A 23,547-nucleotide genomic window follows, 5' to 3' on the forward strand; every position below is an offset into this window, starting at 1 on the left:
GGCGGGCGGGGATTCTCGCCGAGAGCCATGGCCGAGTAGAGAGCCGAAGTACAAATTCGGAAATGACCTACGCGAAAAGCAGACGACATCACTTTGCTCGTCTGGACGAAAGCATTTTCGCGAAGAGAAAAAGAAGCGTCTCACCTGGTTGTCTGAAACGTCCGCAGTAAGCGGAACAATTTCAGACAACCAGATGAAAGCGGAACCTGGCCTCAGGAAGACAGGTAAGAGGAGCGGGTCAGACCCAGACGCAATGCATCGAGAAACTGAGTGCGCTCGCTGGCGCTGATGCGGGCACTGGCGCACTTGTCGCGGTAGTGGGTCATCAGCTCTTCCGGCGACAGGTGCACGTAGCGCAGCATGTCTTCGATGGTGTCGTGGGTTTCAATACCGGCGTGGTACACGCTGCCGTCGGCGTTCTGGTAGATGTTCACCGAGTCGGTGTCACCGAACAGGTTGTGCATGTCGCCGAGGATTTCCTGATAGGCGCCGACCAGGAATACGCCCAGCAAGTAATCTTCACCTTCGTTCAGCGCGTGCACCGGCAGGCTGGTCTCGATGCTCTGCTCGTCGACGTACTGGTTGATCTTGCCGTCGGAGTCGCAGGTCAGGTCTTGCAGAACGGCACGACGCAGCGGCTCTTCGTCGAGACGGTGCAGCGGGATGATCGGCAGGACCTGATCGATCGCCCAGGTGTCCGGCAGGCTCTGGAACACCGAGAAATTGCAGATGTACTTGTCGGCCAGCTTGTCGTTGAGTTCGTCCAGCACCTGACGGTGCGAACGCTGACGCGCTTTCAGCGAGTTGTGCAGGCGACGGCACACGGCGAAGTAGCACTGCTCGGCCAGTGCTTTCTCGGCCAGGGTCAGTTTGCCGTCGGCGTACTGGGCGGCCACGTCGCTCATGTAGTGGGTGGCGCGCCAGTAGGTTTCGGTGACCATTTCGATGTCGGTCGGGCCGAGCAGGTCAACCAGCCACTGCACGGTTTCCGGCAGCGCTTCCTTGTTCTCGATCTGTGGCACGTCGTCGTTGTGCTTCTCGACGTCGGTCACCTGCACCACCAGCATCGCGTGGTGGGCGGTCAGCGAGCGGCCGCTTTCGGAGAAAATGTGCGGATGCGGCAGAGCCTGCGCGTCGCAGAACTCTTTGAGCATGCCGACCACGACACCGGCGTAGTCGTCCATGTCGTAGTTGATCGAACTGGCGTTGCGCGAGTGCGTACCGTCGTAGTCCACACCCAGACCACCGCCGACGTCGATGTGATCGACCGGCAGACCGAGGTTGCGCAGTTCGCCGTAGTAACGGATCGCTTCCTTGAAGCCGTGCTGGTAGTCAGCGAGATTGGCGATCTGCGAACCCATGTGGAAGTGCAGCAGACGAATGCCCTGATCCAGGCCCGCCGCGCGGAAGCGCTCGACCACCGACAGCAGTTGCGCCGCCGACAGGCCGAACTTGGATTTCTCGCCACCGGTGTCCGCCCACTTCGACGACGCCAGCGACGACAGACGCACGCGCAGGCCGACCTGTGGCTTGACCTTCAGCGAGGCGGCTTCTTCGATCACCAGTCCGACTTCGGATTCTTTCTCGATCACGATGAACACGTTGTGGCCGAGCTTCTGGCCCATCAGCGCCAGACGGATGAACTCGCGGTCCTTGTAACCGTTGCAGACGATGGTGCCGCCCTTCGGCGCCAGCGCCAGCACCGCCAGCAGCTCAGGCTTGGAGCCGGCTTCCAGACCGATGGAAACGTTCTGGGTGGCGATGATGTTCTCGATCACCGCTTCCTGCTGGTTGACCTTGATCGGGTACAGCGCGGTGTATTTGCTCTGGTATTCCAGACGCTCGATGTTCGCATCGAAAGCGCCGGTCAGCTGACGGACGCGGTCTTGCAGGATGTCGGGGAAACGCACCAGCAGCGGCAGGGACAAGCCACTCTTGCGCAACTGGTCGACTTGTTCGAACAGATCGATAGGCGAGCTGCTTGGGCCGTTCGGACGAACTTCGACGCGACCGGCGTCATTGATCGCGAAATACCCGGCCCCCCAATGGCGAATCCCGTAAACACTGCGGCTGTCCGCAACTGTCCATTGGCTGCCATCGTCTTTGCGTGTGCGTCGTACGGACATCGAAGTCCCCTATAAAGAAGTCATAGTGCGTCGCCTGATCTCAGGCCGGCGCAGTCTAAAGAATGAAAATGACGGTTCGTCAGCGGGGCGGTAGACCGCGCTGACAGCGTTGAGTTTAGAAACCGGTCATGAACAGGCTCTGTGAAAACCATGGAAACGACGTCAGGCCCAGAAACGCTGGAGCTGAATCAAGCCGCCGGTGGGTTTCACAGAGGCTGCTAGCCGCCGGACTTCTTGGCCTTGAAACCGTGCTTGACCAACTCGGCCAGGAGCAGCTCGACATGGTCGCCCTGAATCTCGATGATCCCGTCTTTCAACGCACCGCCGGTGCCGCAACGTTTCTTCAACGTTGTCGCCAGCTCCTTGAGTGCGTCTTCGGCCAGGGGCACGCCGGTGATGGTGGTCACCGTCTTGCCGCCACGGCCCTTGCTCTCGCGGCGCACGCGGGCAATGCCGTCGCCGGCCGGGATCACGGTTTGTTTGCAGATACAGGCGTCCACCGGCTTGCTGCATTCCGGGCAATGACGACCTGCGTCGGTGGAAAATACCAGGCCGCCCAGGGCGGCGAAGGATGCGGCTTTTTTGGCCACCGGCAATCCTCTCGGGAGGACAAAGACTGATCGCAGCCTTGGGCAAGGCTATCGACCGCGAAGCCCCACTCAGGCAGGGGCAGCGCTACTGTGCCATCGGCTCGTGAAAGCGGGCCGGCACAGCTTGAAAAGGTCGCGCAGTGTAACGGCAAAAACGCCGATTGCTAAGTGCCAATCGGCGCCAATTTATGTGTTCTTTGCGACGTCGCTTTGCTGAGCCTTCAGATAGCGTTTCAACGCGGCCAGAGAGTCCGGGCAATAAGGCTTTTGCTGGATTTCCAGCATGACCTGCGCGACCGGAATGAAGCGCGCTTCGAGCACTTCTTCGGGCTGCAGGATCAGCGGCCCGTCCCACACCGCCGAAAACGCCGAACACCACAGGCGATTGCCGGTGTCTTCGAAGTAGAAATGGTCGTGGGCCGTCAGCTCGACGCCGCTCACCCCCAACTCTTCCTCCAGTTCACGGGCCGCCGACTCGGCGTACGTCTCGTTCGCCTGCACCATGCCGCCTGCCGCCACGTCCCAGTAACCGGGATAAATGGCTTTGCTCAACGTGCGCCGATGCACGCAAAGTTCACCGGCGGAGTTGAACAGCATGATGTAGGTGCCACGGCCGATCAGCCCGCGCTCGCGCAGGTCGGCGCGCACCAGGGAACCGAGCAGGTTGTCCTGCTCGTCGACCCACGCAATCTGCTCGGCATCCGAGGCGGCGCGGTGGGCCGCCTCTCTGGCGCTCTCGTCCATGACTCAGCCCTGATTGAGCAGTTGACGCAAATCGATCACGGCGGCGTTGGCCCGGGAAATGTAGTTGGCCATCACCAGCGAGTGGTTGGCCAGCACACCGAAGCCGCTGCCATTGAGGATCATCGGGCTCCAGACCGGCTCCTGGGAGGCTTCCAGCTCACGAATGATCTGACGCACGCTGACGGTCGCGTTCTTCTTCGCCAGCACGTCGGCGAAATCGACCTCGATTGCGCGCAGCAGGTGCGACAGCGCCCAGGCCTGGCCGCGGGCTTCGTAGAACACGTTGTCGATCTGCATCCACGGAGTCTCGACGACTTCCTCGTCGACCTGCGGCACTTCACCCACCGCCGGCACTTCGGTTTTCAGCGCGGTGTTGAGCTTGACCCGGCCAACGCTGGCCGACAGCCGTTGCGACAGCGAACCGAGACGGGTGCCAACATCGCCCAGCCAGTTGTTCAGGTTGTCGGCGCGGGCGTAGAACAGCGCGTTTTTCTGGGTCGGGTCGGACAGGCGCGCCTGATAACGGCTCAGGGAATTGATGCCTTCCTGATATTCCGACTCGCTGGACGGCAGGATCCAACTCTTGTTGTCGAAGTTGAAGCGCGGCTCGGCCTTGGCCAGGTCGGCGTCTTCAGCCGATTGCGACTGCGAGCGGGCGAAGTCCTTGCGCAGGGCGCGGGTCAAATCGCGAACCTGCACCAGCACGCCGTATTCCCAGCTCGGCATGTTGTCCATCCACAGGCCCGGCGGGAAACGGTCGTTGGAAATGTAGCCGCCCGGCTTGTCGAGCAACGTGCCGGCAACGGTTTTCAGGGTTTCGACGGTGGTGTAGCCGACCACCATCTGCTTGCCCTCTTTCTCGGCGGCAACCTGAGCGTTCTGCGCCACGGGAAACAGCGCCGGCTCCTGGCTCCAGTACCAGCCAAGGGCAATAGTCACCAACAGGTAAATGGCGACCAGCGTGGCCAGCGCCCGGCTGAACAACAGCCCGCCGACATAGCTGCGGGTGGCCGACTTGGGCTCGGCGGCACGTTCAGGCGCGCTGCCCGCGCGGTTCTTCCAGTCCAGCATGGCGATATCCTTTCAATCTTGGGTTCAACGGTTCGACCACAACCATACAACAACGTGCCTCGACCGGGCACCCGTCAATATTGACAGGCGTTATCTCGCTACCCGACACGAGGCCTGTACAGACCGCCCTAAGGGATTCCCCGATATCCAATTCACCACCAATTCGATGCCGATACCCGCAACGCGACAGCACAAACACCCTGCCCCACCTTTCTCATACTCCGATAAATTCACCGGCGTACAGATCGGCAAATGTCCGGTAGATGGGGACTTCCGCGACGATCAGGGTCAAATTGAAACCCGGGAGTCAGAAACTGAATGATGTCGTACCGCAGATTATTGACGTACGACACTCATGTAAGGGAAAAGAGGTGCTAGCATAGAGCCACCAGTCGATCTCAGCATGCACCCTAACTAGTAGTCAGGATATGACCGAGCCAGAAGACCCCAGCCGTGAGCGCCTCAAGCACCACTTTGCCCAGCGGGTAATTCATCAGGCACGTCAGATTCTTGAGATATGGCAGCGCCTGCAACGCAGTGAGTGGTCCACTGCCGATCTCGCCGAACTGAGCGAGGCCAATTTGCGCCTGCTGCGTTTTGCCGAGCGTTTCGAACAGCCCGAACACACGCAGCTGGCCCGCCACATCAGCCAGTCGCTGGACGCGGTGGACGCCAATCGCGGACGCCTGAGCAGCGGCCTGATCACCGATCTCAACCGTTTGATGCAGCGTCTGTCGCGCACCGGCCTGCGCCATGGCGATCAGCTTGATCAAACCTTCCTGCCGCCCCTGCGCAAACCGATCTACGTGATGCTGCAGGATCACGACCGCGCCGAGCGGCTGGCCAAACAGCTGGAGTTTTTCGGTCTGAGCGCCCAGGCGCTGGACAGCGTGTCGGCGTTTCGCTCGTCGATGGTCGAGCGCCTGCCGGCCGCGATCGTCATGGACGTGGATTTCAGCGGCGCCGGCGTCGGCCTGAAACTCGCCGCCGAAGCCCAGCAAGGTCTGGAAGAACCGCTGCCCCTGCTGTTCTTCAGCCTGCACGAAACCGACACCCCGACCCGCCTCGCGGCAGTGCGCGCCGGTGGCCAGGAATTCCTCACCGGCACCCTCGAAGCCTCGAGCCTGCTGGAGAAGATCGAGGTCCTGACCTGCGTCGCCCAGTACGAACCCTATAAAGTGCTGATCATCGACGACTCCCGCGCCCAGGCCCTGCACACCGAACGCCTGCTCAACAGCGCCGGGATCGTCACCCGCACCCTGATCGAACCGATCCAGGCCATGGCCGAGCTGGCGGACTTCCAGCCGGACCTGATCATCCTCGACATGTACATGCCGGCCTGCACCGGCACCGAGCTGGCCAAGGTCATCCGTCACAACGACCGCTATGTCAGCGTGCCGATCATTTATCTGTCGGCCGAGGACGATCTGGACAAACAGCTCGACGCCATGAGCGAAGGCGGCGATGACTTCCTGACCAAGCCGATCAAGCCGCGCCACCTGATCACCACCGTGCGCAACCGCGCCGCCCGTGCGCGTAACCTGAAAGCACGGATGGTTCGCGACAGCCTCACCGGCCTGTACAACCACACGCACATTCTGCAATTGCTCGAAGACTGCTCGTTCCGCGCCCGCCGCGAGAACAAGCCGTTGAGCTTTGCGATGCTCGACATCGACCACTTCAAGCGGGTCAATGACAGCCACGGCCATCCCATGGGCGACCGGGTGATCAAGAGCCTGGCGCTGTTTCTCAAGCAGCGTCTGCGCAAGACCGATTTCATCGGTCGTTACGGCGGCGAAGAATTCGCCATCGTCATGCCGGACACCGATATAGAAGCGGCGCACAAAGTGCTCGACGAGATCCGCCAGCGCTTTGCCGAGATTCACTATCCGGCCCAGCCGCAGGATCTGTGGTGCACCTTCAGCGCCGGCGTGGTGGAAATGCACGACGACTCCGACAGCCTGATGATGGCCAGCCAGGCCGACGAGGCGCTGTATCGCGCCAAGGGCGAAGGACGCAATCGGGTGCAGACCGCGCGCGACTCAAAGCAAAGTGCCACTTTTTCATCGGATTCGACCCAATCGGTCATAACCCTGTAACAGAACCGCAATAAATTCAGGCGCTTACCATTCTGCCGTTGGTAGCCGTCATGCGCCTGAAGTTGCTCACCAATCTCAATACTCTGTTGCTGGTCGCCGTCTGCGTGGCCCTCGGCGCCACGCTGTGGTGGTCGCAGAAAGCCCTGGAGCGCCCGTATCTGTTGATGGAGCGATACCTGGGGCTGTCGCAGCAATTTCAGAATGACGTGGCACGCAACGTCGAGGATTACCTCGCCAGCGGCGACGCCCTGCGCCTGAGCAGAGCCAGCCAGGCCATCGATCAGTTGCAGAAGGAGCTCGACGAGCTGCCGCCGGCGCTGGCCGACACCTTGCGCCCGAGCCTCACCGGCCTCGATGAATTCAGCAAGACCGACCTGCTGGCCGCCGGCAAACTGGCCGGCGATCCGCAGGCCCTGCTGTTGCAGGCCGAGCGCGAATTGAGCGCCAGCCTCGATCAGCTCAGCACGTATGCAGGCGGCAACGCGACCTATCTCACGCCTCTGCTCGTTGCCTCTCAACATCTGGGCAAACTGTCGCTGGCCCGAGACAAACTGGTCAGCAGCGGGCGCAGTGAACTGGCCGCCGATGTCGAACGCGAAGTCAGCAACATCCGCGCCCAGGCCCAGACGATCGATGCCCTGCCCTTGCTCGGCGTGGTCGCCAGCAGTGAATCCGGCAGCGACGATTTCGCCGCGATGATGGGCATCGAAAGCACGGAAAAAGCCGCTGCCGAAGATGCTGGTGTCGGCCTCAAACGCGAGCTCAACAGCCTGCTGGGGCGTTACCCGGCGGAGCTGGCGCGCACCCGCGAGCAGATCCAGAAACGCACCGACCTGAGCACCGCGACCCACCAGAAAATCGCCGCCGTGCAGCAGGCCATCGCCGGTCTCGAACCCGTGGTGCGCGCCCAGCACGGGCAGATCCAGGGCGAAGTGCGGCTGATGCAAGGCGTGATGATCGGCCTGATTCTGCTGATCGCGCTGCTGATCGACACCCTGCAGCGACGCCTCGCCCGCACCCTGACCAACCTCGCGCCGGCGCTGTCGACCTGGGCCGAAGGCGACTTCAGCCGCGACATTCATCTGGGCAAGACCAACCGCGAACTGCACGACATCGAAGCCTCGCTCAATCGCCTGCGCGCCTATCTGGTGGATCTGGTCGGGACGATTCGCGGCAATGCCGAGCAAGTGGCCGGCAGCAGCCGCACCCTCGCCGAGCTGAGCAATGACTTGCACAGCGGCGCCGAACATCAGGCCGGCGATACCGCGCTGATCCGTGACTCCCTCGGCGAACTGGAAGCGACCATCCAGCAAGTGGCCGGCGATGCGCGCCAGGCCGCCGACGCCAGTCGCCATGCCGGGCTGGCCGTCGAACACGGGCAACAAGTGATCGGCCAGAGCCTCACCGGCTTGCACGTGCTGGTCGGCGAAGTGCAAGGCAACGCGCAGATGATCGAACACCTGGCCGAAGAATCGGCAACCATCGGCGGCGTGCTGACGGTGATCCGCTCGATTGCCGACCAGACCAACCTGCTGGCGCTCAACGCGGCGATCGAAGCCGCTCGGGCCGGGGAAATGGGCCGTGGGTTTGCCGTGGTGGCCGAGGAAGTGCGCTCGCTGGCGCAACGCACCGCCGGCGCCACCGCCGAAATCCAGACCCTGATCGCCGGCCTGCAAACCGCCGCCCGGCAATCGGTCGAGGGCATGCGCGCGCAGGTCGAACACGCCGAGGCCACGGCCAATCAGGCGCAATCAGCGGACGGTGCGCTGGACAAGATTGTCGGCGCGATCCAGACCATCTCCGACACCGCGATCCGCATCGCCGACATCACCGCGCAACAGAGCGGTGCGGTCAGCGAGATCCGCGATCACAGCGAGCGGATTCACCAGTTGGGCGGAGACAATCTGCTGCGCATCGGCCAGGGCCGCGAGCAAGGCGAGAACCTGCTGTTGCTGGGCGGTCAGCTGCACACCGCCGTGCAAGCGTTCCGCGTGTGACACACAGCGCAGGGCCAAGTCCGCTATCATTCCCGCACCTTTGATTCGCGAGATTGTCATGCGCCGTCTGCTCTGCCTGCTGTTTTTCGTCTTCGCCCTGCCGGCCGGAGCCGCCGGTCTGTTCGACAGCAAACCCAGCGCCACACTGGGCTCGGTCAACAACAGCGCCGATTTCCTGCCGGTGCGTGAAGCCTTTCAACTGAGCCTGGTCGAGAGCACGCCGCAATCGGTCAAACTGCGCTTCGTCGCCACCGAAGGCTATTACCTCTACCGCCATCGTTTCCAGTTTCGTGCCGAGCCTGCCGAGGTAAAACTTGGCGCCGCACAATTGCCGCAAGGCGAACAGAAACACGACGAGTACTTCGGCGACGTCGAGGTCTATCACGGCATCCTCGATGTAGAACTGCCGCGCAATGATCCCCGGGCTTTCACGCTGGCCGTCACCTATCAGGGCTGCGCCGACAAGGGTTTGTGCTACCCACCGGAAACCGAACGCCTGAGCATCGAGGGCAACGCAGCGGCGAATGACGCGCCCGCTCCGGTGACGGGTTGGGACTGGCGTGATCTGGCGCTGTTTTTCCTGGCAGGCCTGGGCTTGACCTTCACGCCTTGTGTATTGCCGATGCTGCCGATCCTGTCCGGCGTGGTGTTACGCGGTCAGGTCGGTGGTTTGCGTGGCTTCAATCTGTCCCTCGCTTATGTGCTGCCGATGGCTGCGTGCTTCGCGCTGCTTGGGGCGCTGATGGGGCTGTTCGGCGCGCAACTGAATTTGCAGGCGCGGCTGCAGTCAGCGTGGGTGCTTGTGCCGTTCGCGATGTTCTTTGCGGTGTTCGCGCTGGCGATGTTCGGCGTATTCGAGCTGAAACTGCCGCACTTCATCAGCAGCCGTCTCGACCGGATCGCCGGCCGCACTGAAGGCGGCTCGCTGTGGGGTGCCGCGGTATTGGGTGTGGTGTCGAGTCTGCTGGTATCGCCATGCGTTTCCGCCCCGCTGGCCGGCGCGCTGCTTTATATAAGCGCCAGCGGCGATGCGCTGGGCGGCGGCCTGAAGCTGTTCATGCTCGGGCTGGGCATGGGCGCACCGCTGTTGCTGGTGGCTACCGGCGGCGCGGCGTGGCTGCCGAAAAGCGGGCCGTGGATGATGTACGTGAAGAATGGCATCGGCGTGTTGCTGCTCGGGCTGGCCATCGGCCTGCTCAGCCGCGTGTTGCCGGGGCAGATCACCTTGCTGCTGATCGGCTTGCTGGCTGGTGGCGTTGGCCTGTTCCTCGGTGCTCTGGAATTTGTCTACAAACCGCCGCGCAAACGCCTCGGCCAGCTGCTCGGCCTGTTCCTGCTGTTTTATGCGCTGGCCTGCTGGTACGGCGCGTTCAGCGGGCAGACCGACCCGTTGAATCCGATAGCCCCGGCACGCCTTGCCGACAGCGGCTCGACTGCGCAAAACAGCGGTTCGTGGCAGACCGTCAGCACCCCGGCGGAACTGGATCGAGTGCTGCTCGAAGCGAAAACCGTCGGCACCCCGCTGCTGCTCGACTGGTACGCCGACTGGTGCATCAGTTGCAAAGTCATCGAACACGAAGTGCTCAATGACGCCACGGTCGTGGATCGGCTCAAGGGCTATCGGCTGATCCGCTTCGATATCACCGCAAGCAATGCCGAACAGCGCACCCTGCTCGACCGCTACAGCCTGTTCGGCCCACCGGCGCTGATGTTCTTCGGCAAGGACGGGGCGGAACGTCGCGATGTGCGGGTGACCGGCGAGATCAACGCCAGCGACTTCGCCGAACGTGTCGCCAAAGCGAATGACCGGATTTAATCAGTCAGTCACATATTTTGCGCAAACATCGGACATCGTGCTGGCTATTGCAGAGAACTGGACAGTCACAAAGTCTTTGCGGCATAGTCGCCGGGTTCTGACGAAGGCTCACCCATAACAAGGAACACGCAGATGGCAACGCTACTGGTGCTGCACGGCCCCAACCTGAACCTGCTCGGCACCCGGGAACCCGGGACCTACGGGTCGACCACCCTGGCGCAGATCAATCAGGATCTGGAACGCCGCGCCCGTGAAGCCGGCCATCATCTGCTGTATCTGCAAAGCAACGCCGAGTACGAATTGATCGACCGCATCCACGCCGCACGCGGCGAGGGCGTGGACTTCATTCTGATCAACCCGGCAGCATTTACACACACAAGTGTCGCATTACGTGACGCGCTGCTGGGAGTGAGCATCCCATTCATCGAAGTGCATTTGTCCAACGTGCACAAACGCGAACCTTTCCGCCATCACTCTTACTTCTCCGACGTAGCGGTAGGAGTGATCTGCGGCCTTGGCGCCAGCGGTTATCGACTGGCCCTGGAGGCTGCACTAGAGCAGCTTGAACAACAAGCTATACGCCCCTGACCGACCCTTGGGAGTTGATGATTCATGGATATCCGTAAAGTTAAGAAACTGATCGAATTGCTGGAAGAGTCCGGCATCGACGAGCTCGAGATCAAGGAAGGCGAAGAGTCCGTACGCATCAGCCGTCACAGCAAGACCCCGGCGCAGCAGTACTACGCTCCGGCTCCGATGCAGGCTCCGGCCGCTGCACCTGCCGCCGCTGCCGCTCCGGTTGCTGCTGCCGCAGCTCCAGCTGCCGCTGCTGCTCCAGCGCTGAACGGCACCGTTGCCCGTTCGCCGATGGTCGGCACCTTCTATCGCAAATCTTCGCCAACCTCGCCGTCCTTCGTTGAAGTCGGCCAGACCGTGAAGAAAGGCGACACCCTGTGCATCGTCGAAGCCATGAAGATGATGAACCACATCGAAGCTGAAACCAGCGGTGTGATCGAGTCCATCCTCGTCGAAGACGGCCAGCCGGTTGAGTACGACCAACCGCTGTTCACCATCGTTTGAACTGCGGAGAGCCTTTGATGACTGCGAAGTTGGAAAAAGTTCTGATCGCTAACCGCGGTGAGATCGCCCTGCGGATTCTGCGTGCCTGCAAAGAGATGGGCATCAAGACCGTCGCCGTTTACTCCAAGGCCGACAAAGAGCTGATGCACCTGGGTCTGGCAGACGAATCTGTCTGCATCGGCCCGGCTTCTGCCGCTCAGTCCTACCTGCACATCCCGGCAATCATTGCGGCCGCTGAAGTGACTGGCGCTACCGCCATTCACCCAGGCTACGGTTTCCTCGCGGAAAACGCTGATTTCGCCGAGCAGGTCGAGAACTCCGGCTTCGCCTTCATCGGCCCGAAAGCCGAAACCATTCGCCTGATGGGCGACAAGGTATCGGCCAAGCACGCGATGATCGAAGCGGGCGTGCCAACCGTTCCAGGTTCCGACGGCCCGCTGCCGGAAGACGAGGAAACGGCACTGCGCATCGGTCGTGAAGTCGGCTACCCGGTGATCATCAAGGCCGCCGGCGGCGGTGGTGGTCGCGGCATGCGCGTGGTGCACAAGGAAGAAGACCTGATCGCCTCGGCGAAACTGACCCGCTCCGAAGCAGGCGCGGCGTTCGGCAACCCGATGGTCTATCTGGAAAAATTCCTGACCAACCCGCGTCACGTCGAAGTGCAGGTTCTGTCCGACGGCCAGGGCAACGCCATCCATCTGGGTGACCGCGATTGCTCGCTGCAACGCCGTCACCAGAAGGTTCTCGAAGAAGCGCCGGCACCGGGCATCGACGAGAACGCGCGCAAGGAAGTCCTGGCCCGCTGCGTCAAGGCGTGCATCGACATCGGCTACCGTGGCGCCGGCACCTTCGAGTTCCTGTACGAGAACGGTCGTTTCTACTTCATCGAAATGAACACCCGTGTTCAGGTGGAGCACCCGGTTTCGGAGATGGTCACCGGTATCGACATCGTCAAGGAGATGCTCAGCATCGCCGCTGGCAACAAGCTGTCGTATACCCAGGATGATGTGGTGATCCGCGGTCACTCGCTGGAATGCCGGATCAACGCCGAAGACCCGAAAACCTTCATGCCGAGCCCGGGTACGGTCAAGCATTTCCACGCTCCAGGCGGCAACGGCGTTCGCGTCGATTCGCACCTGTACAGCGGTTATGCCGTTCCGCCGAACTACGACTCGCTGATCGGCAAGCTGATCACTTACGGCGCGACCCGCGACGAAGCCATGGCCCGCATGCGCAATGCCCTGGACGAAATCGTGGTCGACGGGATCAAGACCAACATCCCGCTGCACCGTGATCTGACCCGTGACGAAGGCTTCTGCAAAGGGGGCGTGAACATTCACTACCTCGAGCACAAGCTGGCTGGCGAGAAGCACTAAGCTTCAGCCCGCACCAGACAAGGCCGCCTTCGGGCGGCTTTGTTGTTTCTGCAGATTGCAAAAAACCTGTGGGAGCGAGCTTGCTCGCGAAGGCGGCGCATCAGTCAGCATCAAAGTGACTGGCAATCCGCTTTCGCGAGCAAGCTCGCTCCCACAAAAGCTTTGAGCTCGCGTAAACTTGCGCGCTTCTCGCTGGCCGCTAGGCTGCAATCAATCTTTTTCACAGGTGCCCGCCATGCCTTGGCTGCAAGTAAGACTCGCCATCAGCCCAGAACAAGCCGAAACCTACGAAGACGCTTTCCTTGAAGTGGGCGCCGTTTCGGTGACCTTCATGGACGCCGAAGATCAGCCGATCTTCGAACCGGAACTCAATACCACCCCGCTGTGGGCGCACACCCACCTGCTGGCCCTGTTCGAGGGCGGCACCGAAGCCGCTCCGGTACTGGCCCATCTGGAACTGCTGACTGGCAGCCCGCTGCCCGAGCACCACAGCGAAGTGATCGAAGACCAGGACTGGGAACGCAGCTGGATGGACGGTTTCCAGCCAATGCGTTTCGGTCAGCGCCTGTGGATCGTGCCGAGCTGGCACGCCGCACCGGAGCCGGACGCGGTCAACCTGCTGCTGGATCCGGGCCTGGCGTTCGGCACCGGCACTCACCCGACCACCGCCCTGTGCCTGGAATGGCTGGACGGCCAGGATCTGAAAGACTGCAACGTGCTGGACTTCGGCTGCGGCTCGGGGATTCTGGCGATTGCCGCCCTGCTGCTCGGCGCGAAAGAAGCCGTGGGCACCGACATCGACGTGCAGGCACTTGAAGCCTCCCGCGACAACGCCGGGCGCAACAACATCGCTGACGAATTGTTCCCGCTGTACCTGCCGGAAGACCTGCCGCAGGTCAAAGCCGACGTGCTGGTGGCCAACATTCTGGCCGGCCCGCTGGTTTCCCTGGCGCCGCAACTGTCCGGCCTGGTCAAGTCCGGCGGGCGTCTGGCGCTGTCAGGGATTCTTGCCGAACAAGGTGACGAAGTCGCTGCCGCCTACGCGCAGGACTTCGATCTCGACCCGATCGCCAATCGTGATGGCTGGGTGCGCATCACCGGCCGTCGGCGCTAGAATGACCGCCTGCTCAATCCGGATCGCCGCATGACCGACAGCTTCGTCACCCAGTGCCCGCATTGCCAAACCAGTTTCCGTGTCAGCCACGCTCAGTTGAGCGTGGCCCGCGGGGTGGTTCGTTGCGGCTCCTGCCTGCAAGTGTTCAATGCCGCCAAGCAATTGCTGGAGCAACACGCAAGCAAGGAAGCGGTCACACCGGTGGCGCCGCTAATCAGCGAGCCGCCGATCAGCGAGCCTGAGCCCGTCGAGCCACCGGCCATCGTCGAAGCGCCCGAGCCGCGCGCCATCAGCCAGAAGCAATGGAGCGCCGCCGAGCTGGATCTGGACAGCCTGGATCTGGACGAAGAACTGGCCCGCCTCGAACAACGGGAAATCCAGCCGACCACCGAGTTCGGTCGCCCGCGCGAAGACTCCCTGAGCGCTCGCCGCGATAGCCACGAACCGGAAGACACGACGTGGCCGGACAGCCTGTTCAGCGAACCGGCAGATGAGCGCGCCCCCGAAGTCGAAGATGAACCCGAAGCCATCGAGCCCGAACCGGTCCGACCGGAGCGCACCGAACCTTCGCTGTCGCTGGAGCCGGTGGATCTCGACGACGAACCGCCGATTCCGCAACTGCGCCTGCACGATCCGATCGACCCGAATGCCCGCCGCGAACGCCTGTCGGCCAGCGACGACGTCGATGACGAACTGCCACTGATCGAAGCCCCGCGCAAAAAGCGCGAACGCGTCGAATCCAGTGTTCGCGCCGAAGCCTTGCAGGACCTGACCGACGACCCGCTGCAACTGGACTGGCAGAAACGCCGCTCGCCCTGGGGCCGTCGCCTGCTCTGGCTGTTGCTCATCGTGCTGGCCGCCGCCGGCCTGGGCGGACAATACATCGCCTATCACTTCGACGAACTGGCGCGCCAGGATCAATACCGGCCGTGGTTCCAGCAACTCTGCCCGCAAGTCGGCTGCACGGTGCCGTCCAAGGTGGATATCGCCAAGATCAAGAGCAGCAACCTGGTAGTGCGCAGCCACCCGGAATTCAGCGGTGCGCTGGTGGTGGACGCGATCATTTACAACCGCGCGCCGTTCTCGCAGCCGTTTCCGCTGCTGGAGCTGCGCTTCGCCGACCTCAACGGTCACCTGATCGCCAGTCGTCGCTTCAAGCCCGGCGAATACCTCAACGGCGACCTCGAAGGCATGGCGGAAATGCCGCCGCAGACGCCGATCCACATCGCCCTGGACATCCTCGATCCAGGCCCGAAAGCCGTGAACTACAGCCTGAGTTTCCACTCGCCCGAGTGAAACGCTTCACCGCTCCCGGATTGACGGCAGTTTTCTGACTGCGCAGCGCGCGACCAAACCGCCGGTAATAACAGAATAACTGTTCAGATTTTGTTCAATTCAGCCTTTATCCAGTCATCGAGAGCGGGTATCATGCCAACCCTTTTTCAAACTCTCATGATCCGGCCCCACTTCAGGGAAGTCCTATGTCGGCGGTACGCATCGGCCCATATACATTGCAGAACGGCTTGATCCTCGCCCCGATGGCGGGCGTCACCGACCAGCCCTTTCGTCAGCTGTGCAAGCGTTTGGGCGCAGGGCTTGTAGTCTCGGAAATGGTCACCAGTGACATGAGCCTGTGGAACACCCGCAAGTCGCGCATGCGCATGATCCACGAAGGCGATCCCGAGCCACGCTCGGTGCAGATCGCCGGTGGCGATGCGCAGATGCTGGCGGATGCGGCCCGGGCCAACGTCGAACTGGGCGCACAGATTATTGATATCAACATGGGTTGCCCGGCGAAGAAGGTCTGCAACAAGGCCGCCGGCTCCGCGTTGTTGAAGGATGAGGCACTGGTTACCGAGATCCTGAACGCCGTCGTGGCGGCAGTTGATGTGCCGGTGACCTTGAAGATCCGCACCGGATGGGATCGCGACAACAAGAACGGCCTGACCGTGGCGAAGATCGCCGAGCAGGCCGGGATCACGGCGCTGGCGGTGCATGGCCGCACCCGCGCCGACCTGTACACCGGCGAAGCCGAGTACGACACCATTGCCGCGATCAAGCAGGCGGTGTCGATTCCGGTCTTTGCCAACGGCGACATCGTATCGCCGGAAAAGGCCCGCTACGTGCTCGACGCGACCGGTGCCGATGGCCTGTTGATCGGCCGGGCCGCCCAGGGGCGGCCATGGATTTTTCGCGAGATCGAACACTTCCTGCGTACCGGCGAAAAACTGCCGGCGCCGGAGCTGATCGAGGTGGAACGCATTCTGCTTGAGCATCTGGCCGCCCTCCACGCCTTCTATGGGGACGTGATGGGCGTGCGAATTGCCCGCAAGCATGTGGGCTGGTATCTCGCAACCTTGCCGGGCGCCAGGGAATTTCGCGCCCACTTCAATCGTTTGGATGGTACGGAAACACAATGCGCCAACGTTCGGGAGTTCTTCGCCGAACGTTACAAGAGCCTGACAGGGGACGGAGAAGGGGTGGCCGCATGACGATGATGACCGAGACTTTAGTGAGTGGAACAACACCCGTGAGCGACAACGTGAATTTGAAACAGCACCTCAATACCCCGAGCGAAGAAGGCCAGACCCTTCGCGGGAGTGTCGAGAAGGCGCTGCACAATTATTTCGCCCACCTTGAGGGCGCGTCCGTCACGGACGTGTACAACCTGGTGCTCTCCGAAGTCGAGGCTCCCCTGCTCGAAAGCGTGATGAACTACGTCAAGGGCAACCAGACCAAGGCCAGCGAGCTGCTCGGACTGAACCGCGGCACGCTGCGCAAGAAACTCAAACAGTACGATCTGCTGTAAGCATTCAATCAAACCAGAAAGGCGCCCGCGTAAAACCGGTCGCCTTTTTTGCTGACTTCCCTTGCTTTTGATGGAAATTGAGATGACCGACCAGACTACCCGCCTGCCGATCCGCCGCGCCTTGATCAGTGTTTCCGACAAGACCGGGATCCTCGAATTCGCCAGGGAGCTGGAAGCCCTGGGCGTGGAAATCCTTTCCACCGGCGGGACCTTCAAACTGCTGCAGGACAACGGCGTGGCCGCAGTGGAAGTCGCGGATTACACCGGTTTCGCAGAGATGATGGACGGTCGGGTGAAAACCCTGCACCCGAAAATCCACGGCGGGATCCTCGGTCGTCGCGGTATCGACGACGCAATCATGAACGAGCACGGCATCAAGCCGATCGATCTGGTAGCCGTCAACCTGTACCCGTTCGAAGCCACCATCAGCAAGCCAGGCTGTGACCTGCCGACCGCCATCGAGAACATCGACATCGGCGGCCCGACCATGGTCCGTTCGGCGGCGAAAAACCACAAAGACGTGGCCATCGTGGTGAATGCCAGCGATTACGCCAACGTCCTGGAAAACCTCAAGGCCGGCGGCCTGACCTACGCTCAGCGTTTCGACCTGATGCTCAAGGCGTTCGAACACACCGCCGCCTACGACGGCATGATCGCCAACTACATGGGCACCGTGAACCAGGCTGCTGACACCCTGAGCACCGAAGGTCGCAGCGAATTCCCGCGCACCTTCAACAGCCAGTTCATCAAGGCCCAGGAAATGCGCTACGGCGAGAACCCGCACCAGAGCGCGGCGTTCTATGTTGAAGCCAAGCCTGCCGAAGTCGGCATCGCCACCGCCACCCAGCTGCAAGGCAAGGAACTGTCGTACAACAACGTGGCCGACACCGACGCCGCGCTGGAATGCGTGAAGAGCTTCGTCAAACCGGCCTGCGTGATCGTCAAGCACGCCAACCCGTGCGGCGTGGCCGTGAGCCCGGACGCCGAAGGCGGCATCCGTCAGGCCTACGAACTGGCCTACGCCACTGACACCGAATCGGCGTTCGGCGGCATCATCGCCTTCAACCGTGAACTGGATGCCGAGACCGCCAAGGCGATCGTCGAGCGTCAGTTCGTTGAAGTGATCATCGCACCAAGCGTCAGCGAAGAAGCCCGCGCCATCGTTGCTGCCAAAGCCAACGTACGCCTGCTGGCCTGCGGCGAGTGGTCGGCGGATCGCGTTCCGGCCTGGGACTACAAGCGCGTCAACGGCGGCCTGCTGGTACAGAGCCGCGACATCGGCATGATCGGCGCCGACGATCTGAAAGTGGTGACCAAGCGCGCGCCGACCGAACAGGAAGTCCACGACCTGATCTTCGCCTGGAAAGTGGCCAAGTTCGTCAAATCCAACGCCATCGTCTACGCCAAAAACCGCCAGACCATCGGTGTCGGCGCCGGCCAGATGAGCCGCGTGAACTCCGCGCGTATCGCGGCGATCAAGGCTGAGCACGCCGGTCTGCAAGTGGCGGGTTCGGTAATGGCGTCGGACGCGTTCTTCCCGTTCCGCGACGGTCTGGACAATGCGGCCAAGGTCGGTATCACTGCCGTGATCCAGCCAGGTGGCTCGATGCGTGATGCTGAAGTGATTGCTGCTGCTGATGAAGCCGGCATCGCGATGGTGTTCACGGGAATGCGTCATTTCCGTCACTGATACACGGCAGCTACAAGCCTCAAGCTGCAAGCTGCAAGAAAGAGCAGTCAGGTATCGCTCCTTCTTGCAGTTGCAGCCTCATTAATTCAGAGCCATAAGCTGTAATCGAGAGTCACACACTCGCTCTTGCTTGCAGCTTGTAGCTTGCAGCTTTCTCCGAAGGAGTCTCTCTTTGAACGTTTTGATCATTGGCAGCGGTGGCCGCGAACACGCACTGGCCTGGAAAGTGGCTCAGGATCCGCGTGTGCAGAAAGTTTTCGTGGCACCGGGCAACGCCGGCACCGCGATTGAAGCCAAGTGCGAGAACGTCGCCATCGACGTGCTGGCCCTCGAGCAGCTCGCTGACTTCGCCGAGAAAAACGTTTCCCTGACCATCGTCGGTCCGGAAGTGCCATTGGTGGCCGGCGTCGTCGACCTCTTCCGCTCCCGTGGCCTGGACTGCTTCGGCCCGACCGCTGGTGCCGCGCAGCTGGAAGGCTCGAAAGCCTTCACCAAGGATTTCCTGGCGCGCCACAAGATCCCGACGGCCGATTACCAGAACTTCACCGAGATCGAGCCGGCCCTGGCTTATCTGCGTGAAAAAGGCGCACCGATCGTGATCAAGGCCGACGGCCTGGCCGCCGGTAAAGGCGTGATCGTCGCCATGACCCTGGCCGAAGCCGAAGATGCCGTGCGCGACATGCTCGCCGGCAATTCCTTCGGCGACGCCGGTTCGCGCGTTGTCATCGAAGAATTCCTCGACGGCGAAGAAGCCAGCTTCATCGTCATGGTCGATGGCAAGAACGTTCTGCCGATGGCCACCAGCCAGGACCACAAACGCGTCGGCGACGGCGACAGCGGCCCGAACACCGGCGGCATGGGTGCTTACTCCCCTGCTCCGGTGGTCACCGCCGACGTGCACCAGCGCGTGATGGACCAGGTGATCTGGCCGACCGTGCGCGGCATGGCCGACGAAGGCAACGTCTACACCGGTTTCCTGTACGCCGGTCTGATGATCGACAAGGCCGGCAATCCGAAGGTCATCGAGTTCAACTGCCGTTTCGGCGACCCGGAAACCCAACCGGTGATGCTGCGTCTGCAATCGAGCCTGGTGCTGCTGGTCGAAGCTGCTCTGGCTCAAGCGCTGGACAAGGTTGAAGCACAGTGGGATCCACGTCCGAGCGTCGGCATCGTGCTGGCCGCTGGCGGCTACCCGGGCGACTACGCCAAGGGCGCGCCGATCAACGGTCTGGACGCAGCCGCCGCACTGGAAGGCAAGGTCTTCCACGCCGGTACTGCGCTCAAGGACGGCAACGTCGTGACGGCCGGTGGTCGGGTGCTGTGCGCCACCGCCATGGGCGCCAGCGTCGGCGCCGCCCAGGAGCAGGCCTACAAACTGGCCAAGGCCATCGACTGGGAAGGCTGCTTCTACCGCACCGACATTGGCTACCGCGCCATTGCCCGTGAACGCGGTGAGTCACAGTAATAAGCTACGCTGTGTTTCCGGCAGGGGCTCATCGCCCTTGCCGGACTGTTCCGACGCTGCGCATCGTTATATTCTGGCATCAACCTACGAAGGGATTTCGCCGTGCGCTGGCTCAGGATTGCCATAGGCTTCACCGTCACGCTGTTGACCTTGCTCTGCATGCTCCCGGCCCAAGCCGCGCAAGGCAGTGGCTGGTCGGTATTGCTTGACGATCAGGGCAACCTCCAGCTGAGCGACATCCGCTCCGCCCGCTACACCAATCAATTCAGCCCTATCGAACTTGACCGCCTGACCGCGGCCGAACCCGATGGCGCCCTGTGGCTGCGCTTCAGGCTGGCGCCCGGCAAGCACGAACAAGTGCTGCGGATCTTCGCCCCCGACCTGTCGCACCTCAATCTGTATGTCCTCGACGGCGATCGCCTGATCGAGCAACGCGACACCGGCACCACCCAGCCCCAGGTGGAGCGGCCGCTGCCCAGCAGCGACTTCATGCTGCCGTTGCCGCAGAGCGACAAACCCCTCGACGTCTACCTGCGACTGGTTTCCGATCACCAGTTGCGCCCTTACATCACCTTGCAATCGGCGGTGATGGCTGCGGCCAATCACAACCAGACGCTGATCTACGGCCTGCTGTTCGGCTGTCTGGCGATGCTGATCCTGCATAACCTGATCCGCTACGCCTACACCCGCTCGCGCAGCAGCCTGTGGCTCGCAGTGTGTGAAGGCCTGTTGAGCCTGAGCCTGTTGCTGTTGCTCAACCTCGCCGGTCCGTGGCTGCCGAACTGGCATGCGATCCAGACCCCCGGCGCCTATCTGGCCCTGCTGCTGACCGCTCCGGCGGGCCTGATGTTCGCCTACCGCTTCTTCGCGCCGCTCGGCCCGCATCCGCTGAACAAGCTGCTGATCGGCGACATCCTGTTCATCGTGATCTGCAGCCTGCTGCTGTTGTTCGTCAACACCCTGCCGCTGAACATCATTACCTACGCGCTGGTGGCCCTGGCCGGGCTGAGCATGTTGCTGGTGGCGTTCTATCACTGGCAGAAAGGCTACCGCCCTGCCCGCTTGTTCGTCGCCGCGATGGTGGTGTTCAACATCGGCACGCTGATCATCCTCCCGGCCTTGCTGGGGCTGACCCTGGTCGCGCCGCAAGGCCTGATCATGACCCTGATGGGTTTCATCTGCATCAGTGGCCTGCTGATGAGCATCGCCCTCGGCGAGCGTCAGCGCAGCATCACCGAAAGCCGTTTCAGCATCAGCCGCGACCTTGCGGCGAGCAACGCCGAGATCAATGCCAAGGCCGAATTCCTGGCCAAGATCAGCCACGAAATCCGCACGCCGATGAACGGCGTACTGGGCATGACCGAACTGCTGCTCGGCACGCCGCTGTCGGTCAAGCAACGCGACTATGTGCAAACCATCCACAGCGCCGGCAACGAGTTGCTGACGTTGATCAACGAGATCCTCGACATCTCGCGGCTCGAGTCCGGGCAGATCGAACTGGACGATGTACAGTTCGACCTCAACGCGCTGATCGACGATTGCCTGAGCATCTACCGCGCCAAGGCCGAACAGCAGAACGTCGAGCTGATCAGCTTTATCCAGCCGCAAGTGCCACGGGTCATCAGTGGTGATCCGACGCGCCTGCGCCAGACGTTGCTGAGCCTGCTGGAAAACGCCCTGAAGAAAACCGAAGAAGGTGAAGTGCTGGTAGTCGTCGCCCTCGACGAACGCAGTACCGGTCCACGTCTGCGCATTGCCGTGCAGGACAGCGGCCAGCCGATGGATCAGGAAGAACGCGACGCGCTGATGCACGCCGAGTTGCACAGCAAGCACTTCCTGTCGGCCAACCGTCTGGGCGGCAACCTCGGGCTGGTGATCGCCCGCCAATTGATCCGTCTGATGCAGGGCGAGTTCGGCATCAAGAGCGGCGCCAGCCAGGGCAGCACGCTGTGGCTGACCCTGCCGCTGGACCCTGATCGCCTGGAACATCCGACCTCGGACCTCGACAGCCCGCTGCAAGGCGCACGCGTGCTGGTGGTCGACGACAACGACACCTGCCGCAAGGTGCTGGTGCAACAATGCAGCGCCTGGGGCCTGAACGTCAGCGCCGTGCCGTCGGGCAAGGAAGCGCTGGCCCTGCTACGCACCAAGGCGCATTTGCGTGATTACTTCGACGTGGTCCTGCTCGACCAGAACATGCCCGGCATGACCGGCATGCAACTGGCCGCCAAGATCAAGGAAGACCCGAGTCTGAACCACGACATCCTGCTGATCATGCTCACCGGCATCAGCAATGCGCCGAGCAAGATCATCGCGCGCAACTCGGGGATCAAGCGCATCCTGGCCAAACCGGTGGCCGGCTACACCCTCAAGACCACGCTGGCTGACGAACTGAACCAGCGCAATCGTGGCCAGGTGGTGTTCCAGCCACAGGTTGCGAGCCCCGCAGCACCGGTCAAGGTACCGAGTGACTTCCGCATCCTGGTGGCCGAAGACAACACCATTTCGACCAAGGTGATCCGGGGCATGCTCGGTAAACTCAACCTGCAGCCAGACACCGCCAGCAACGGCGAGGAAGCCTTGCAAGCGATGAAAGCCCAACGCTACGACCTGGTGCTGATGGACTGCGAAATGCCGATCCTCGACGGGTTCTCCGCCACCCAGCAACTGCGGGCCTGGGAAGTCGGCAATCAGCGCATCCGCACGCCGATCGTGGCGCTGACCGCGCACATCCTCGCCGAACACAAGGAGCGTGCGCGCCAGGCCGGGATGGACGGGCACATGGCCAAACCGGTGGAGCTGTCGCAACTGCGTGAGCTGATCGAGCACTGGGTGGCCCAGCGTGATCAGCAGAACCGTGCGACGACACAACCGTCGTGAGCCGACAGACACGATAGCGCCTGTTAGACTCCCCCCGACTTTCCCCGCCAGCGAGCCCGCGCCATGCTCCACGTGTTATTCAGTGTTTACCTGAAGATGCTGGTGCTCTACAGCCCGTTCTTCGTGTTGTCCTGCTTCATCAGCCTGACCCGCGGTTACTCGCGCAAGGAGCAACGCCGTCTGGCCTGGAAAGTGGCGGTCGCCACCCTGGTTTCGAGCGTGTTGCTCTACCTGTTCGGGCGGGTGATTTTCGATGTGTTCGGCATCACGGTGGACGCCTTCCGCATCGGCGCCGGCAGCGTGCTGTTCATTTCCGCTCTGGGCATGGCGCAGGGCAAGTCGGCCGTGCAGACCGACAACGTGCAGCAGGACGTGACGATCGTTCCGCTGACCATTCCACTGACCGTCGGCCCCGGCACCATCGGTGCGTTGCTGGTGATGGGCGTCAGCCAGCCGCACTGGGACGACAAGCTGTTCGCGATCATGAGCATCGCCCTCGCCAGTTTCACGGTTGGCGTGGTGCTGTACCTGTCGAACCGCATCGAACGCATTCTCGGCGATCAGGGTTTGCAGATCGTCAGCCGCCTGATGGGGCTGTTCGTGTGCGCACTGGCGGCGCAGATCATCTTCACCGGGGTCAAAGGCTATCTGGTGCCTTGAACCCTGAAACGAAAAGACCGCCGACGGCAA

18 protein-coding genes are annotated in these 23,547 nt (G+C 62.1%); 14 read left to right on the forward strand and 4 right to left on the reverse strand.

From position 1 onward, the window contains the following. Positions 1 to 212: 212 nt before the first annotated feature. The 4 genes from speA to AC07XZ_RS09620 all read right to left on the reverse strand — a co-directional run bounded on the left by speA (position 213) and on the right by AC07XZ_RS09620 (position 4,531). Positions 213 to 2,126 carry an arginine decarboxylase gene (speA, locus tag AC07XZ_RS09605; protein WP_011332271.1) on the reverse strand — a complete coding sequence of 638 codons (1,914 nt, stop codon included), beginning with the start codon at positions 2,124 to 2,126 and terminating at the stop codon, positions 213 to 215. Positions 2,127 to 2,344: 218 nt separating this feature from the next. After that, positions 2,345 to 2,716: a translation initiation factor Sui1 gene (locus AC07XZ_RS09610; RefSeq protein WP_007951016.1), complete on the reverse strand. Its 372-nt coding sequence runs from the start codon at positions 2,714 to 2,716 to the stop codon at positions 2,345 to 2,347. A 186-nt stretch (positions 2,717 to 2,902) separates the two neighbouring features. Then, positions 2,903 to 3,460: an NUDIX hydrolase gene (locus tag AC07XZ_RS09615; protein WP_085746565.1), complete on the reverse strand. Its 558-nt coding sequence runs from the start codon at positions 3,458 to 3,460 to the stop codon at positions 2,903 to 2,905. Positions 3,461 to 3,463: 3 nt separating this feature from the next. Continuing rightward, positions 3,464 to 4,531 carry a DUF2333 family protein gene (locus AC07XZ_RS09620; RefSeq protein ID WP_102688343.1) on the reverse strand — a complete coding sequence of 356 codons (1,068 nt, stop codon included), beginning with the start codon at positions 4,529 to 4,531 and terminating at the stop codon, positions 3,464 to 3,466. 428 nt (positions 4,532 to 4,959) lie between these two features. On the opposite strand from AC07XZ_RS09620, the gene gcbA reads away from it, so the two are divergent. From gcbA to AC07XZ_RS09690, 14 genes are all read left to right on the forward strand, one after another. Then, complete coding sequence (gene gcbA, locus AC07XZ_RS09625; protein ID WP_102688344.1) at positions 4,960 to 6,630, forward strand: diguanylate cyclase GcbA; 1,671 nt, start codon at positions 4,960 to 4,962, stop codon at positions 6,628 to 6,630. Between the two features lie 953 nt (positions 6,631 to 7,583). After that, entirely contained in the window at positions 7,584 to 8,627 is a 1,044-nt protein-coding gene (locus AC07XZ_RS09630) for a methyl-accepting chemotaxis protein (protein ID WP_371921040.1), read from the forward strand. 58 nt (positions 8,628 to 8,685) lie between these two features. After that, a complete protein-coding gene (locus AC07XZ_RS09635) occupies positions 8,686 to 10,443 on the forward strand; it encodes a protein-disulfide reductase DsbD (RefSeq protein WP_102688346.1) in 1,758 nt (585 codons plus the stop codon). Positions 10,444 to 10,575: 132 nt separating this feature from the next. Further along, positions 10,576 to 11,031 carry a type II 3-dehydroquinate dehydratase gene (aroQ, locus tag AC07XZ_RS09640; RefSeq protein WP_007951022.1) on the forward strand — a complete coding sequence of 152 codons (456 nt, stop codon included), beginning with the start codon at positions 10,576 to 10,578 and terminating at the stop codon, positions 11,029 to 11,031. Positions 11,032 to 11,055: 24 nt separating this feature from the next. After that, complete coding sequence (gene accB, locus AC07XZ_RS09645) at positions 11,056 to 11,523, forward strand: acetyl-CoA carboxylase biotin carboxyl carrier protein (protein WP_007951023.1); 468 nt, start codon at positions 11,056 to 11,058, stop codon at positions 11,521 to 11,523. A gap of 17 nt (positions 11,524 to 11,540) precedes the next feature. Beyond that, positions 11,541 to 12,899, forward strand: a complete 1,359-nt coding sequence (gene accC, locus AC07XZ_RS09650) for an acetyl-CoA carboxylase biotin carboxylase subunit (RefSeq protein WP_064593229.1) — start codon at positions 11,541 to 11,543, stop codon at positions 12,897 to 12,899. A 235-nt stretch (positions 12,900 to 13,134) separates the two neighbouring features. Beyond that, positions 13,135 to 14,013 (forward strand): 50S ribosomal protein L11 methyltransferase, encoded by an 879-nt coding sequence (gene prmA / locus AC07XZ_RS09655; protein WP_007951025.1) that lies wholly within the window; start codon positions 13,135 to 13,137, stop codon positions 14,011 to 14,013. A gap of 30 nt (positions 14,014 to 14,043) precedes the next feature. Next, positions 14,044 to 15,309, forward strand: a complete 1,266-nt coding sequence (locus AC07XZ_RS09660; protein ID WP_102688347.1) for a DUF3426 domain-containing protein — start codon at positions 14,044 to 14,046, stop codon at positions 15,307 to 15,309. 185 nt (positions 15,310 to 15,494) lie between these two features. After that, positions 15,495 to 16,505: a tRNA dihydrouridine synthase DusB gene (dusB, locus tag AC07XZ_RS09665; protein ID WP_011332261.1), complete on the forward strand. Its 1,011-nt coding sequence runs from the start codon at positions 15,495 to 15,497 to the stop codon at positions 16,503 to 16,505. Beyond that, positions 16,502 to 16,822 carry a DNA-binding transcriptional regulator Fis gene (gene fis / locus AC07XZ_RS09670; protein WP_002555375.1) on the forward strand — a complete coding sequence of 107 codons (321 nt, stop codon included), beginning with the start codon at positions 16,502 to 16,504 and terminating at the stop codon, positions 16,820 to 16,822. Before dusB ends, fis begins: the two co-directional genes overlap by 4 nt. An 82-nt stretch (positions 16,823 to 16,904) precedes the next feature. After that, the gene (gene purH / locus AC07XZ_RS09675; RefSeq protein WP_102688348.1) at positions 16,905 to 18,512 is read left to right on the forward strand and encodes a bifunctional phosphoribosylaminoimidazolecarboxamide formyltransferase/IMP cyclohydrolase; all 1,608 of its coding nucleotides are present in this window, start codon (positions 16,905 to 16,907) and stop codon (positions 18,510 to 18,512) included. 172 nt (positions 18,513 to 18,684) lie between these two features. Beyond that, a complete protein-coding gene (purD, locus tag AC07XZ_RS09680; protein WP_007951030.1) occupies positions 18,685 to 19,977 on the forward strand; it encodes a phosphoribosylamine--glycine ligase in 1,293 nt (430 codons plus the stop codon). 102 nt (positions 19,978 to 20,079) lie between these two features. Then, positions 20,080 to 22,857, forward strand: coding sequence for a hybrid sensor histidine kinase/response regulator (locus AC07XZ_RS09685; protein ID WP_102688349.1), 2,778 nt, complete (start codon positions 20,080 to 20,082; stop codon positions 22,855 to 22,857). Positions 22,858 to 22,920: 63 nt separating this feature from the next. Continuing rightward, a complete protein-coding gene (locus tag AC07XZ_RS09690) occupies positions 22,921 to 23,517 on the forward strand; it encodes a MarC family protein (protein WP_007951032.1) in 597 nt (198 codons plus the stop codon). Positions 23,518 to 23,547 lie beyond the last annotated feature (30 nt).

The sequence above is a fragment of the Pseudomonas sp. GW458-11-26-14-LB4 genome (assembly GCF_059423925.1).